The 14,825-nt window shown below is 70.4% G+C and carries 14 protein-coding genes; 7 read left to right on the top strand and 7 right to left on the bottom strand.

Annotated features, from left to right (window positions below; translation table 11 throughout):
- The first annotated feature begins 8 nt into the window (after positions 1-8).
- Together ACWICD_RS06890 and ACWICD_RS06895 are read left to right on the top strand one after the other, a co-directional pair.
- The gene (locus ACWICD_RS06890) at positions 9-710 is read left to right on the top strand and encodes a GntR family transcriptional regulator (protein WP_376129983.1); all 702 of its coding nucleotides are present in this window, start codon (positions 9-11) and stop codon (positions 708-710) included.
- Entirely contained in the window at positions 707-2,137 is a 1,431-nt protein-coding gene (locus ACWICD_RS06895; protein WP_376129980.1) for a xylulokinase, read from the top strand. The genes ACWICD_RS06890 and ACWICD_RS06895 overlap by 4 nt, the downstream gene beginning before the upstream one ends.
- Before the next feature lie 56 nt (positions 2,138-2,193).
- Here ACWICD_RS06895 and ACWICD_RS06900 read toward each other — a convergent pair whose 3' ends face one another.
- From ACWICD_RS06900 to ACWICD_RS06910, 3 genes are read right to left on the bottom strand one after another with little or no spacing between them, the layout of a single operon-like run.
- Positions 2,194-2,751 carry an ECF transporter S component gene (locus ACWICD_RS06900; RefSeq protein WP_376129976.1) on the bottom strand — a complete coding sequence of 186 codons (558 nt, stop codon included), beginning with the start codon at positions 2,749-2,751 and terminating at the stop codon, positions 2,194-2,196.
- 19 nt (positions 2,752-2,770) lie between these two features.
- Positions 2,771-3,775: a pirin family protein gene (locus tag ACWICD_RS06905; protein ID WP_454139742.1), complete on the bottom strand. Its 1,005-nt coding sequence runs from the start codon at positions 3,773-3,775 to the stop codon at positions 2,771-2,773.
- Between the two features lie 4 nt (positions 3,776-3,779).
- Positions 3,780-4,100: a GNAT family N-acetyltransferase gene (locus ACWICD_RS06910; protein ID WP_454139743.1), complete on the bottom strand. Its 321-nt coding sequence runs from the start codon at positions 4,098-4,100 to the stop codon at positions 3,780-3,782.
- A 178-nt stretch (positions 4,101-4,278) separates the two neighbouring features.
- Between ACWICD_RS06910 and ACWICD_RS06915 the strand changes: the two genes are divergently transcribed.
- Genes ACWICD_RS06915 through recQ form a run of 3 tightly spaced genes read left to right on the top strand, consistent with a single transcriptional unit; the run spans position 4,279 to position 9,495 of the window.
- The gene (locus tag ACWICD_RS06915; protein WP_454139758.1) at positions 4,279-6,840 is read left to right on the top strand and encodes a DEAD/DEAH box helicase; all 2,562 of its coding nucleotides are present in this window, start codon (positions 4,279-4,281) and stop codon (positions 6,838-6,840) included.
- 58 nt (positions 6,841-6,898) lie between these two features.
- Positions 6,899-7,435, top strand: coding sequence for a DUF1697 domain-containing protein (locus ACWICD_RS06920; RefSeq protein WP_376129967.1), 537 nt, complete (start codon positions 6,899-6,901; stop codon positions 7,433-7,435).
- A 53-nt stretch (positions 7,436-7,488) separates the two neighbouring features.
- Complete coding sequence (gene recQ, locus ACWICD_RS06925; RefSeq protein ID WP_454139744.1) at positions 7,489-9,495, top strand: DNA helicase RecQ; 2,007 nt, start codon at positions 7,489-7,491, stop codon at positions 9,493-9,495.
- Positions 9,496-9,667: 172 nt separating this feature from the next.
- Here the strand turns inward: recQ and ACWICD_RS06930 are convergent, their stop codons facing one another.
- Positions 9,668-9,814, bottom strand: coding sequence for a hypothetical protein (locus ACWICD_RS06930; protein WP_376131467.1), 147 nt, complete (start codon positions 9,812-9,814; stop codon positions 9,668-9,670).
- A 220-nt stretch (positions 9,815-10,034) separates the two neighbouring features.
- On the opposite strand from ACWICD_RS06930, the gene ACWICD_RS06935 reads away from it, so the two are divergent.
- On the top strand, positions 10,035-12,146 hold the full coding sequence (locus ACWICD_RS06935) for an acyl-CoA dehydrogenase family protein (RefSeq protein WP_376131470.1): 2,112 nt from the start codon (positions 10,035-10,037) through the stop codon (positions 12,144-12,146).
- Here ACWICD_RS06935 and ACWICD_RS06940 read toward each other — a convergent pair whose 3' ends face one another.
- Both ACWICD_RS06940 and ACWICD_RS06945 read right to left on the bottom strand, forming a co-directional pair.
- Positions 12,147-12,812, bottom strand: coding sequence for a TetR/AcrR family transcriptional regulator (locus ACWICD_RS06940; protein ID WP_376131473.1), 666 nt, complete (start codon positions 12,810-12,812; stop codon positions 12,147-12,149).
- Positions 12,809-13,429, bottom strand: a complete 621-nt coding sequence (locus tag ACWICD_RS06945; RefSeq protein ID WP_454139745.1) for a DUF4166 domain-containing protein — start codon at positions 13,427-13,429, stop codon at positions 12,809-12,811. The genes ACWICD_RS06940 and ACWICD_RS06945 overlap by 4 nt, the downstream gene beginning before the upstream one ends.
- Positions 13,430-13,481: 52 nt before the next feature.
- On the opposite strand from ACWICD_RS06945, the gene ACWICD_RS06950 reads away from it, so the two are divergent.
- Entirely contained in the window at positions 13,482-14,453 is a 972-nt protein-coding gene (locus ACWICD_RS06950; protein ID WP_454139746.1) for an epimerase, read from the top strand.
- 162 nt (positions 14,454-14,615) lie between these two features.
- Here the strand turns inward: ACWICD_RS06950 and ACWICD_RS06955 are convergent.
- A partial coding sequence (locus tag ACWICD_RS06955) for an HNH endonuclease signature motif containing protein (RefSeq protein WP_454139747.1) occupies positions 14,616-14,825 on the bottom strand: 210 nt, incomplete at its 5' end.

Consider the following 14,825-nt stretch of genomic DNA (forward strand, 5'->3'; position numbering starts at 1 on the left):
GGGCTCCCATGTACCGAGTGATCTACGACGACATCGTCGGCCAGATCCGCTCGGGCGTGCTCGAACCCGCTGCACAGCTCCCGAGTGAGCATGAGCTCGCGAAGCAGTATGGCGTCAGCCGTATGACGGTGAGGCAGGCCCTCGACCTGCTCGGCGCTGACGAGCTCGTCATCCGCAAGCAGGGCAGCGGTACGTTCGTGCGCGAGCGCTCGCGTCGCGGTCGCCGACTCAATCGGCTGCGCTCCTTCTCGGACGAGCTCGCCGAATCGTCTCTGCATATCACCAGCGACGTCATCCGCGCCGAGCTCGCCGAGGCGCCCGACGACGTGGCGGCCGCGCTCGAGCTCGCGCCGGGCGACCTCGTGAATCGACTGACACGCGTGCGCAGTGTCGAAGGCAAGCCGGCGGCCCTCCAAGATGCGTGGATCCCCTATCCGGTGGCGCCCGGGCTCGTGCGCGCACCACTCCTCGAGGGGTCGCTCTACCGCACTCTGTCCGAACGCTACGGCGTCGAGCTGCGCTGGGCAGAGCAGTCGATGACGGCCTCGATGCTGGACGAGGCCGAAGCAGAGCTGCTCGGAGCCGCCACCGGCGGTGCCGTGCTCTTCGGCCTGCGTACGACCTACTCGGCCGCCGGCAGACCCGTCGAGTACACACGGGGCTGGACGCTGCCGGAGTTTCCTCTGCTTCTGCGGATCGATGCCGAGTGAGCGCGAACTCCGCCGTCGTCGCCGTCGACGTGGGCACATCGGCTGTGCGCGCCGCTCTTGTCGACGCTGATGCCGGCGTTGTCCGCTCCGTTCGCGTCGCGCGCGCCTCAAGCGTCGGAGGCGAGGTCTTCGACGCCCTCGCGCTGCTAGCCGAGGTGGAGCAGGCGCTCGCCGAGCTCGACGCGGTCGGCGGCGCTCACACTGTCGCCGCGCTGGCCATCTCGGCCCACATCGGCACGGTGCCCGTTGACGACTTGCTCGCACCGGTTGCCCCCGGCGGGGGCTGGGCGGACACGCGCGGTGTCACGCTGCTCGGCGGAGTGGCAAAGAACGAGCTGGAGGACCTGCTCGCCGCCGCCGGTCGTCCCACGGTGATGGGCGGCGCCCTTGCAGTCGCGCTGGATCTGAGAGCGAGTGGCCTCGCCTCGCGCGTGTCGTCGCTTCTCAGCCCGAAGGATTTCCTCGTCGCCCGTCTCACGGGTCGGCTCGTGACCGACACGATCAACGCCGCCTACACCCTGGCTAGCGACGTGCGTCGGCTCGAGTGGCAGGCGCGGGCGCTCGACTTGTTCGACGTGCCCGCGAATTGGTTCCCCCCGCAGGCGGCGTCCCAGGAGGTCGCGGCGACGCTGCTGCCCGACGCGGCCGCGCGCTGCCGACTGCCGGCGGGTTTGCCGGTCGTCGCGGGCGGTCCCGATGGGTCGGTCGGGATCGGATTCCTACTCGGCGCCACCCAGGGTGCGATCGCCGACGTCGCCGGCACAACGGACGTAGTCGGCCGGCTCGTGAGCGACGTCGAGGGTATCCCCGCGGGTGCAGTTGCGAACCCGGCACTCGTGCCCGGCCGCTGGACGGCCGGCGGCGCGACGGGGATGACCGGAGGTGCCGTCGCGAACTGGCGGCTGCTTGTGGGCGCGGTCTCCGACGCAGCACTTGCGGCGGTCGAGCCCGGTAGCCGCGGGCTTCGCGTCATCCCCACGATGTCGGGCGAGCGCTTCCCCCGTTGGCGGGCGGACACGCGTGGCGCCGTGCTCGGTCGCACGCCCGACCACGGAGCGCCCGAGCTGCTGCGCGCGACGCAGGAGGGGGCGACGTTCGTCGTAAGGGAAGGCGTCGATCTGCTCGACCCCGGGCGCGAGATGCCGTTGATCTTCGCGGGAGGCTCGGCGCGCTCGATGCACGTCGCCCATCTGCGGGCCGCTGCGCTCGGCCGCACCGTGCGGGTCGCGAGCGATCCCGACGTCACGCTGCTCGGTGCTGCGGGGCTTGCCCTTGTGGGCGTGGGGCTGGCGGGTGATCTCGACGACGCGCGCGAACGGCTTGGGGTGACGTTCCACGACGTGGAGCCCGACGCGATAAGCGTGGCGCGCTACGACGCGGTCTTCGCCGAGTGGCTGGACGCCCGGCGCGCGGCGACGTCACGATAAGTCGGCGTCACGGTGCAGAACCGCTTCGCGTAGTCGACCGGCGCCTGGCAGCGGCGTCAGCGTGCTCGCTCGCCGCGGTGGCCGACGCCCGCGCGGCGCAGGCCCGCGCCGATGGCGAGGCCGACGGCCGTCCAGACGACGGGGCCGAGCACCGACACGGTGAGGTAGAGGATCTGCGCCCACAGCGCCATCGTGCCGATGTTCGCGGCGAAGAAGACGGCCGCGGCGACGACGATGCCGATGAAGACGGCCGAGACGAAGAACCGCCACGGGGCCCACGAGCGGTAGCGCACGAGGGCGGCGACGAGCTCTTGGATGCCGCCGAAGAGGATCGCCGTGCCGAGGAACTGCATCGCATACGGCGGCGCGATGGCGCACGAGACGAGCGCCGCGAGCAGGTGCGTCGTGAGGGCGACCCAGGGGAGCCGCAACGATTCCTGCGCGATGATGCCGGGAAGGACATGCACGCCGAGCACGAGCCCGTACACCTGTGGCAGGGCCGCGAGCAGGGGGACGGTCACCCACCCGGCGATGCCGCCGAGCAAGCCCGTCGCGACGCCGATCGCGGCGCAGACGAGCAGCACACGCGTCGACAACAGCGAGGTTCGGGCCACGGTTCGATCGTAGTCCGGGTCACATCCGCCGACGACGGCGGGTGAGGCGCACAGCCGGCATGGGCGGCGCGGGGATGCGTTCGTCGCCGTGCCCGACGACATGGCCGAAGCGGTCGGAGCCTGACTCCCAGTCCTCACGCGCCTCGACGATCTCCTCGTGAGCTCGCCCGACGAAGTTCCACCACATGATGATCTCGTCTTCGAACGGCTCGCCGCCGAGCAGGAAGATCCGCGCGCCGGCATCCGTCGAGACGTCGATCTCCTCCCGGTGGACGCCGAGATAGAGCAGCTCGTCGGCCACCACGCGGGTCGTCTCGGCCTCGGTGTGCACCGTGACGTCGCCGTCGACGCCGACGATCGCGTGCTCCCATGCGGCATCCAGCGGCAGTCGCACATGCGCTCCGGCGGGCAGATCGATCTCGGCGCCGACGATCGGCGTGTGCATCGTGGCGGGCGATGTCGCGCCCGCGAAGGCTCCGACGACGACGGATGCCGCACCCCCGGGTGTGCCGGCCGTCAGGGGCGCGAGCTCGACGCTCGGGAGGTCGACGTGGCGCTCGAATCCGGGCGGCCCGTGGCGCCTGCTCTCGGGCAGCGCGACCCACAGCTGCAACGCGTCGAGCGGGACGGGACCGTCGCCGACCGAGTACTCGGAGTGCGAGATCCCCGCGCCGCTGGTCATGATGTTCAGTTCGCCGCGACCGATCTCGATGTCGCTGCCGACCGAGTCGCGGTGGCGCACTTCACCGATGAGCGGCCAGGTGACCGTCTGCAGTCCGATGTGCGGGTGCGGCTCGAGCCGCATCTTCACGCTCTCCTGACCGAACCGGTCGAGGAAGCACCACGCCCCCACCATGGGCAGGTCTCGGTGCGGCAGCAGCCGACGCACGCTCATCGCCCGCACCCCGCCGAGCGGCACCTCCCGCGAATCGATCCGGACGGCGCGCGGACCGTCGCAGTCCGCTGCCGCGGCGAGCTGCGGCGGCTCGTCGCGCAGCAGTCCCGCCTCGTCGTGGCGCGTCACGTCGTCAGGGTCCGTCGGGCCACGCGACGGTGAGCCCGCCGATCTCGTTCGCGCGGACGTACTTGGCCACGGCCGGGCACACCGGCACGACGGTGTCGCCGCGCGCGGCGCTGTCGGTCATCGCCTCGCCGATCAGCACGCCGGCCAGGCCCTTTCCGCGGAAGGCGGGGTCGACCTCGGTGTGCGGGAACACGACGCGCCCGCGTGAATCCGTGCGGAACTCGGTGAAGCCGGCGAGCACGTCGCCGACGTGCACTTCGTATCTGCTCTGCGCGTCGTCGCGCGTCACGGTCGGCTCGTGGGTCAGGTCGGGCTGGTCGGTCATGCCGGTCCTCTCGTCGGGGAGCGCGTGATTCCAACGTAGGCGGCCGTGGGGTGTTTGGCGAGCCTCAGCACCCGAACGCGGCACGAGGCGGGCCCACCGTCCGCGGCGCGTCGGGCAGACTCGACGGGTGAGCCTTCTTCCCCCGCCGGTCGGCACAGATCCGGATGCCGTGTACGACATGTTCGTCGAATGGGCGACCGACCGCGGGCTGACGCTCTATCCGGCGCAGGACGAAGCCGTCATGGAGCTCGTCTCGGGCGCCAACGTCGTGCTGTCGACGCCCACCGGAACGGGCAAGTCGCTCGTCGCGGTGGCCGCCCACGCGGCATCCCTCGCCCGTGGCGGTCGCACGTACTACACGGCACCCATCAAGGCCCTCGTGAGCGAGAAGTTCTTCGCCCTCGTCGAGATCTTCGGCGCGACGAACGTGGGCATGGTGACCGGCGACTCGTCGGTGAACCCCGACGCGCCGATCGTGTGCTGCACGGCCGAGATCCTCGCCAACATCGCGCTGCGTCGAGGGCGCGATGCCGAGATCGACCAGGTCGTGATGGACGAGTTCCATTACTACGGCGACCCCGAGCGAGGATCGGCGTGGCAGGTGCCGCTGCTGATCCTCGAGCGCGCGCAGTTCCTGCTGATGTCGGCCACGCTCGGCGACGTCACGCCGATCGCCGACGACCTCACCCGTCGCACCGGCCGCCCGACGGCGCTCGTGACGGGCGTCGAGCGTCCCGTGCCGCTGCACTTCTCGTATTCGCGCGAACCCGTGCCCGAGGTCGTGCAGAACCTGCTCGACGAACGCGAAACGCCCGTCTACATCGTGCACTTCTCGCAGGCGGCGGCGCTCGAACGCGCGCAGGCCCTGGTCAACACCAAGATCGCTTCGCGCGAGCAGCGCGACGCGATCGCTGAGGCGCTCGGTGCGTTCCGGTTCAACACGGGCTTCGGCAAGACGCTCTCGCGCCTCGTGCGGGCGGGGATCGGCGTGCATCACGCGGGCATGCTGCCCCGTTATCGCCGGCTCGTCGAGACTCTCGCGCAGCAGGGACTGCTCAAGGTCATCTGCGGCACGGACACCCTCGGTGTGGGCATCAACGTGCCGATCCGCACCGTCATCGTGACGGCGCTGACGAAGTTCGACGGACAGCGGATGCGGCAGCTCTCGGCCCGGGAGTTCCACCAGATCGCCGGGCGCGCGGGCCGGGCGGGCTTCGACACGCACGGCAACGTCATCGTCATGGCGCCGGAGTGGGAGATCGAGAACGCCGCGGCGCTGCGCAAGGCCGGCGACGACGCCGCCAAGCGCAAGAAGATCGTGCGCAAGAAGGCGCCGATGGGCACCGTCAACTGGGGTGAGGGCTCGTTCGACCGGCTCGTCGCGGCCTCGCCCGAGCCCCTCGTGCCGCACCTGCAGCTGACGGCTGCGATGCTCATCAACGTCATCGCGCGCGGAGGCGACGTGTTCGGCAACGTGCGCTCGCTCGTCTTCGACAACCACGAGCCCCGCGCGCGCCAGTACGCCCTCGCGCGCCGCGCGCTCGCGATCTTCCGCACGCTCGTGACGGCGGGCGTCGTGCAGGCGGGGCCTTCCGGTATCGCCCTCACGGTCGATCTGCAGCCCAACTTCGCGCTCAACCAGCCGCTGTCGCCGTTCGCGCTCGCCGCGATCGGGCTGCTGTCGCCCGATGACGACCACCGTCCGGCGGGCGGTGCGGGTGCAGCATCCGCCGTCAACCTCGGAGAGTCGCGCGAAGTTCGCAGCGACGCGGACGGATCCTCCGAGGCACGCGCGGATCTCCGAACCTCGTCGAGCCCATCCGGCGTGGGCACGGGCCACTACGCGCTCGACGTGCTGAGCGTCATCGAGTCGACCCTCGACGATCCGCGCGCGATCCTGTCGCAGCAGGAGCACCGCGCCCGCGGCGAGGCGATCGGCGCGATGAAGCGCGACGGCATCGAGTACGACGAGCGGATGGCGCTGGTCGAGCAGATCACCTATCCCAAGCCGCTCGCCGACCTGCTCACGCAGGCGTTCGAGACGTTCGCCTCGTCGCAGCCGTGGGTCCTCGATTTCGAGCTGTCCCCGAAGTCGGTCGTGCGCGACATGTACGAGCAGGCGCTGTCGTTCGGCGAGTTCGTCTCGCTCTACGACCTGACGCGCAGCGAAGGCCTCGTGCTGCGCTACCTGTCGGATGCGTACCGGGCCGTGCGGCAGACGGTGCCGGCCGAGGCGCGCACCGACGATCTCGACGACCTCGTCGAGTGGCTCGGCGAGCTCGTGCGCCAGGTCGACTCGTCGCTCGTCGACGAGTGGGCCGCGCTCGTCGATCCGGTCGCGGCGGGCGAGGCGCCCGTTCTTCCGCCCGCGCCCCCGTCGATCCTGACCAACCGCCGGGCGTTCACGGTGCTCGTGCGTAACGAACTCTTCCGGCGTGTGCAGCTGGCCGCGCTGCAGCGCGACGACGCCCTCGTCGAACTCGATCCCGACGTCGACTGGCCCGCCGTGCTCGATGCGTACTACGAGGAGCACGACGAGATCCTCACGGGCGGTCCCGCGCGCTCGCCGCGGCTGTGCGCGATCGACGAGACCTCCGCCGAGGGTCGCTGGCTCGTCGAGCAGACGATCGACGATCCCGCCGGGAACCACGACTGGAGGATCCGCGCCGAGGTCGACCTGGCAGCATCCGTCGAAGCGGGCGCCGCCGTCGTGCGGGTCACCGAGGCGGTGCGGCTGTAGCGACCCCCTGTGCGAAAGGGGGGTGCCGCGAGCGCGTCGCGCGCAATACCGTAACGGCATGGCCGCATACTTCGGGTTCCTGAGGGCCATCAATCTCGGCCCCACGCGCAAGTTCTCCAAAGCCGACATCAGCCGGGTCGTCACGGATGCCGGTTTCGACGACGCCGAGACCCACATCAACACCGGAAACGTGCGGTTCACGACCTCGATGCGCTCGCTCGCGCGCATCGAGCAGACCCTCGAGCGGGCCTTCCTGGCCGATCGCGGATTCGAGGTGCCCACGATCGCGTTCCGGCCGACCGAGTTCGCCGGCATCGCGACGGATGCCGCCGAGCTGGCCGCCGCCCACCCGCGCGCGATCCGCCACTACGTCTCGCTGATGAGGTCTGCGCCGCAGCCGGCGGTGGCGGCCGACATCGAGGCGACGTCGACGGAGGCGGGGAGCGTCTACGTGCGTGGGCGTGCCGTGCACGCGCTGCTCGTGCCGGGCTACGAAGACGCCGACGTGCCGGCGCTGCGCGCCGCGAAGCTGCTGGGCGTCAGCACGACCCGCAACGCCACCGTCGTCGCGGCCATCGCGGCGAAGTGGTGCTGAGTCCTCTTCCACAGGCGGGGCCGGGCGTCGGCGGCCATGGCTACGCTGGAAGGATGTCCCGCGAAGCCGAGCCCGCCGCGTCGTTCGCGACAGCGGACACGGCCACCGATCCCTACGCCGACCTCGCGTGGGATCCCGACGAGTTCGCCCCGCCGCCCGACGGCGACGAACCACCGTACGGGCTCGACGTGCCCTTCGCCGACCCCTTCGCCGGCACGTCGCGGCGGGATTTCACGGGAAGCGATCCCGGGGTCGTCCTCAAGGAGGTCTTCGGCTACGACGCGTTCCGCGGCGACCAGGGCGGGATCGTCGAGCACGTCGTCGGCGGGGGCGACGCCGTCGTGCTGATGCCCACGGGCGCCGGCAAGAGCATCACCTACCAGGTGCCCGCGCTGGTGCGGCCGGGCACGGGGCTCGTCGTGAGTCCCCTCATCGCGCTCATGCACGACCAGGTCGACGCGCTCGTGGCCAACGGCGTGCGCGCGGCCTATCTCAATTCGACGCAGGCGCCGGCCGAGCGTGCGGCGGTCGAGCGGGCGTATCTCGCGGGCGAGCTCGACCTGCTCTACGTCGCGCCCGAGCGCCTGTCGGGGCCGGCCACGACGAAGCTGCTGCAGCGCGGGCGACTGAGCGTGATCGCGATCGACGAGGCGCACTGCGTGTCGCAGTGGGGGCACGACTTCCGGCCCGATTACCTCGCGCTGGGCGACCTCCACGAGCGATTCCCCGGTGTGCCGCGCATGGCGCTGACGGCGACGGCCACCCGCGAGACGCACCGCGAGCTGACGCAGCGACTGCACCTGCCCGAGGCACAGCACTTCGTCGCGAGCTTCGACCGCCCCAACATCCAGTACCGGATCGAGGCCAAGGTCGACCCGCGGCGTCAGCTGGTCGCCTTCATCCGGTCTCTCGGCGCGGGCGCCGACGAGTCGCAGCCGGCGGGCATCGTCTATGCCCTGAGCCGCAAGTCGGTCGAGCAGATGGCTGAGTTCCTGCAGACGCAGGGCATCGACGCGCTGCCCTACCACGCGGGGCTGCCGGCCGAGGTGCGCGCGGCGAACCAGTCCCGCTTCCTGCGCGACGACGGCGTCGTCATGGTCGCGACGATCGCGTTCGGCATGGGGATCGACAAGCCCGACGTCCGGTTCGTCGCGCACATCGACCTGCCGAAGTCGGTCGAGGGGTACTACCAGGAGACGGGCCGCGCGGGCCGTGACGGAGCGGCATCCATCGTCTGGATGGCCTACGGGCTCGGCGATGTCGTGCAGCAGCGGCGCCTCATCGATCAGAGCCCCGGCGATCGTGCGTTCAAGATGCGGCTCGGCCAGCACCTCGACGCGATGCTCGCGCTGTGCGAGACGGTCGGATGCCGCCGGCAGAACCTTCTCGGATACTTCGGTGAAGACTCCGCTCCGTGCGGCAACTGCGACACGTGCCTCGAAGCGCCCGACACGTGGGACGGACTCATCCCCGCCCAGAAGCTGCTGTCGACGATCGTGCGGCTGCAGCGCGAGCGCGGTCAGGCCTACGGCGCCGGGCATCTGATCGACATCCTGCGCGGCGCATCGACCGATCGCATCCGCCAGCAGGGGCACGACGCCCTGTCGACCTACGGCCTGGGCGCCGACCTGTCAGACCAGGACTGGCGCAGCGTCGTCCGCCAGCTGCTCGCACGCGGCATCCTCGTGGCTCGCGGCGAGTACGGCACGCTCGCGCTCGGTGAGCCCGCGTCGGGCGTGCTGCGCGGCGAGGCGCCCGTGCCGCTGCGTCGCGATGTGCTCGGTCGCGGCGCCGCACCCGCGCGGCTGCGCAAGAGCTCGGCGCCCGTCGACGTCGCCGAAGGCGACCGCGACCTGTTCGAGGCGCTGCGTGCCTGGCGTGCGGGCGTATCGAAGGAGCTCGGGGTTCCGGCCTACATCGTGTTCGGCGACGCGACCCTGCGCGCGCTCGCCGAGCGTCGTCCCGCTGCGCTCGCCGACCTCGACGGCATCACCGGCATCGGCGCGAAGAAGCGCGAGGCCTACGGCGAGGCCGTGCTCGCCGTCGTCGCCGGCGCCTGACGCCGGCCGCGTCGCGCTCGCTGCACGCGTCGCGCTTGCCGCGCGCGTCGCCCTCCGCGCGCGCCGGCGGCCGCGGCGCGCGCCCGGGTCCCACCATGACCGCGAGACTGCAACGGCACGCCGAGAACGTGGGTTTCACCCGCAGTCTCGGCCGCCGGTTGCAGTCTCGCGGTCAATCGCGGGGGGTCTGACGGTCGGGACGGTCGGGGTCCTCACCCTCGGCCTGCGACGGGCGGCCGGTCGGCTCGGCTCGACCCTGGTCGGGGCGGTCGGGGTCTTCGCCTTCGGCTTGCGACGGCTTCTCGGTGTCGCGATTCATCGGATGCTCCCTCCTCGAGCGATGCTGCAACGATGCGCGCGACCGGGGCAGCACGGCAGGGGGTTGCTCTCGCCGGGTGGGTCGTGCTGTCGGGACCGCACAACCGGCCTGGACGGCGTCCGAACCTCGAGTTGTGGCATCCCACCAATGGGGTTGGCTCTCACTTGTGGAAGTTCTACGGTTGAGGGAGATTTTGCTGCTGCACGAGAGGTGATACTCCATGGCTGATGCCGTCGTCCGGTCCACGAAGCCCGCCACGAGCAAGCGCACGCCTGCCGGCGGCGCGCCGACCGCCGCGCACACGGCGGCCGAGGCGTCCGAACCGCGCATCGACACGTCGGCGGTCACCGATCTGCTGCTGGGCACCTGGGCCGACACCCGCCGCACCGCCCGCGCCATGATCAAGGACCCCGTGTTCTGGCAGATCCCCGGCATGCCCATGGCCGAACACCGCGAGCGCGTGCTCACCCAGCTGCACCTGCTGGTCGACAACGGTGCATCCGGTCGGGCATATCCCGAGGAGTACGGCGGCAACGCCGACAACGGCGCGAACATCTCGGGCTTCGAAGAGCTCGTGCTCGCCGACCCGAGCCTGCAGATCAAGGCGGGCGTGCAGTGGGGGCTGTTCGGGTCGGCGATCCACCAGCTCGGCACGAAGAAGCACCACGACCTGTGGCTCGAAGGCGCCATGAACCTCGAGATCCCGGGCGCGTTCGCGATGACCGAGACGGGGCACGGTTCCGACGTCGCCGCGATCGGCACGACGGCGACGTACGACCCCGAGGCCGAGGAGTTCGTCATCCACACGCCGTTCCGCGGCGCCTGGAAGGACTACCTCGGCAACGCCGCCCTGCACGGCAAGGCCGCGACGGTCTTCGCGCAGCTCATCACGGGCGGCGTCAACTACGGCGTGCACTGCTTCTTCGTGCCGCTGCGCGATGACGAGGGCGGCTTCCTGCCGGGCATCGGCGGAGAAGACGACGGCGTCAAGGGCGGCCTCAACGGCATCGACAACGGCCGCCTGCACTTCGATCACGTGCGCATCCCGCGCGAGAACCTGCTCAACCGCTACGGCGACGTGGCGGCCGACGGCAGCTACTCGAGCGACATCGCGAGCCCCGGCCGCCGCTTCTTCACGATGCTCGGCGCCCTCGTGCAAGGACGCGTCTCGCTCGACGGCGCGGCGACCACCGCGACGGCGCTCGCGCTCACGATCGCGATCACCTACGGAAACCAGCGCCGCCAGTTCGACTCGGGCAGCGGCACCGACGAGGTCGTGCTGCTCGACTACGGCAAGCACCAGCGCCGCCTGCTGCCGCTGCTCGCCCAGAACTACGCGCAGTTCTTCGCGCACGATGAGCTGCTGCGAAAGTTCGACAGCGTCTTCTCGGGCCGCAACGACACCCCGGACGAGCGCGAAGATCTCGAAACGCTCGCCGCCGCTCTCAAGCCGCTGTCGACGTGGAACGCCCTCTCGACCGTGCAGGAGGCGCGCGAAGCCTGCGGCGGCGCCGGCTACCTCGCCGAGAACCGCATGGTGAACCTGCACCAGGATCTCGACGTCTATGCGACGTTCGAGGGTGACAACAACGTGCTGCTGCAGCTCGTCGGCAAGCGTCTGCTGTCCGATTACGCCAAGCAGTTCAAGAACAAGGATGCCGCGGCTCTCGCCCGTTTCGCCGTCGGGCAGACGGCGGGCAAGGTCTTCCACGGGGCGGGCCTGCGTCAGTTCGGGCAGGCCGTCGCCGACTTCGGTTCGACGGCGCGGTCCGTCGAATTGGGACTGCGCGCCGATCAGCAGCACGAGCTGCTCGCGGGTCGCGTTCAGCAGATGGTCGCCGATGTCGCGGGGCGTCTGCGTCCGGCGTCGAAGCTCCCGGCCCCCGAAGCGGCCGACCTGTTCAACCAGAACCAGGCCGCGCTCATCGAGGCGGCGCGCGCGCACGGTGAGCTGCTGCAGTGGGAGGCCTTCACCGATGGCATCAACGAGCTGACCGACACGTCGACGCAACAGGTGCTCACGTGGCTGCGCGACCTGTTCGGGATGCACCTGATCGAGAAGCACCTCGCGTGGTATCTGATCAACGGTCGGCTGTCGGCTCAGCGCGCAGCATCCGTCTCTCGGTACATCGACCGGCTGGCGGCGCGGTTGCGTCCGCACGCGCAGGATCTCGTCGAGGCGTACGGGCTCGAGCCCGAGCACGTGCGGGCCCCGATCGCGTCGGGTGCCGAGCGCGAGCGTCAGGACGAGGCCCGCGACTATTACGCCGCGCTGAAGGCTTCGGGGGCGGCGTCGGTCTCCGAGAAGTCGCTCAAGAAGAAGAAGAAGTAGTCACGCCCGAACGTCGGCGATGACCTCGAGCATGCCGCGCAGCGGTGCCCGAAGCGCGCGCACGCGCAGCAGCGGGAGCGAGAGGCGCAGCAGGCGAAGCCCGTGTTCGAGCAGACGCTCGGTGCGCTGCCGGGTCGGTGTGGAGTCGTAGACCCAGAACAGGGTCAGCAGCAGGTGCGCGAGCAGGAGCGCTTCGGGCAGGCGCTCTTCGAGATCGGTGGGGAGTCTGCGACGTGCGCCGACGAGCGCGTCGCGGAACAGCCCCACGACGACTTCGCGCGATGGCCGGGACTCCTCGGACAGGGGGTTGATCGACGCCTTCGGCGACACGGCGGCCGAGAGGAACTCCGGCGCAGACGCGTGATACGGCTCGAGTACCGCGAGCCCCGTGCGGTAGACGATGGCGAGGCGCGCGACGAGGTCGTCCTCATCGGCCAAGAGGGGGCGAGCCGCCGCTTCGTGCTCGCGTTGCACCTCGAGGTAGAGCTCCTGCACGAGGCCGTTCTTGTTGGAGAAGTGGTAGTTGGTCGTGCCGACCGAGACGCCGGCCTCGTTCGCGATGAGCCGGATCGTCGTGGCGTCGTACCCACGCTCGCGGAAAGAGCGCAGCGCGATCTCGCTGAGCAGCGCGCGCGTGCGCTCGCTCTTCTGTGTGGGTGCGGTCATCGAGGCATCCTCTCGGGATCGGTCAGGGGCACGTGCGCGAAGGTGAAGAACCCGGCGTAGCGGAAGACGTCGCCGAGGAGCGGCATCCGAATTCTCACATCGACATGCTGGATGCCGCCGGCCCAGCGCTCCCGGACGCCGACGCGGGCCCAGTGGGGGAGCGGGATGCGCAGACGCCGGAGGTGGAGCGCGAGCCGTTCGGACGACAGGTGGAGTTCGCCGTCGACGACGCGGATGCCGAGGGTGACTTCGAGTCCGCCGCGGCGACCCAGTCGGTCGCGGAGTCGCTCGCCGTCGGCGGTCATGCGGTCGCACATGCGGCGGGTGCGGCGGGGAAAGTCGAAGGTGCGCGTCGCGCTCAGCGAGCCATCGGGCTCAGCGATGTTCACGACCGTGAAGGGCACATCGCGGCCGAAATCGGGGAAGAGGATGCCGCGCCACGCCATCATCGCGAAGACGGGGCGCAGCCACGCGATGCGCGATCCGGCGACGGGATATATGCCGCTACCGACACCTGCCGTGCCCGTCGGGATCGCACCGAAGTACGCGTGCAGACCCGGATCGAGCTGGGAGAACCGCGATCCGAGCGCCTGCTGGTAGATCGATGGTGTCGCCACGGCCTCAGGTTAGCGTAATCTGAACACGTTCAGTTATGTGGAGGCGATCAGGATGCAGCCTCGTGTCGTCATTGCGGGTGCGACGGGATTCGTCGGTGAGCGCGTCGCGGAAGCATTCGCGGCCGACGGGTACCGTGTCGACACGATGGGGAGGACGGCCGCCGTCACGTGGGGGGACGACGCCGCGATCGCACGTCTCGTCGACGGCGCCGATGTCCTGATCAACCTCGCCGGCAAGTCGGTCGACTGCCGGTACGTCGACGCGAACCGCGATGAGGTCTACCGGTCGCGCATCGCCACGACGCGCGCGCTTCGTGAGGCCGTCGCGGCTGCCGTCCGGCCGCCGCGTGTGTGGTTCAACGCCTCGACGGCGACGATCTACCGCCACACGATGGATCGGCCGAACGCAGAGGCCGACGGTGCTCTGGGCTCGGGCTTCTCGGTCGACGTCGCGCGGGACTGGGAACGGGAGTTCTTCGCGGGCGATCTTCCCCAGACAAGGCGCGTGGCGCTGCGCATGGCGATCGTGCTGGGAGACGGGCCCGCGACGCGGATGCTGGCGACTCTTGCGCGCGTGGGACTCGGTGGCCCGCACCTCGATGGGTGGTGGCCGCAGCATCGTCGCTACCGGGGCATCGGTCCTACGCCGAGCGGTGACGGGCGTGCTCCGCACCATGACACGCGCGGACGGCAGCGCTTCAGCTGGATCCACATCGACGATGTCGTCGGCGCGGTCCGGTTCTTGCGTGACCATGACGACATCGACGGCGTGGTCAATCTCGCCAGTCCGACCGCGTCGGACAACCGTGAGCTGATGGCGACCCTGCGCCGTGTCGTGGGGGTGCCGTTCGGCATGCCGATCCCGCGGTGGATGCTCGAGCCGGCGATGTGGGTGCTGCGAACCGAGCCCGAACTCGTGCTCAAGAGCCGGTGGGTGACGCCGGAGCGTTTGCTTCGCGCGGGCTTCGGGTTCGCACACGTCGATCTCGAAGGGGCTCTTCGGGCGTCGCTGTCTCCCCCGTGATCCCGCTGGGCCGCTCGCTGGTGTCGCTGTTTGGCCCGTGATCTCGCTGGGTCTCTCGCTGGTGTCGCTGTCTGGCCCGTGATCTCGCTGGGTCTCTCGCTGGTGTCGCTGTCTGGCCCGTGATCTCGCTGGGCCGCTCGCTGGTGTCGCCGTTTGTCGTCGTTAGAAGGGTGGGGGTTCGGTGGAGGTGAATCCGGTGGGTGTGGTGACTTCGACGGTGCCGTTGTCGCGGGTGCGGTAGGCGAGCTTGGTGTGATGTCGATGCGTGTGGTCGGGTGGGCAGAGGGGGCGGAGTTGGCGGATGTTGGTGGGTCCGCCGTGTGCCCAGGGGGTGGTGTGGTCGATGTCGGCGTCGAGGGCGAGGCGGGTGCA

This window comes from Microbacterium sp. NPDC055357, assembly GCF_053644835.1.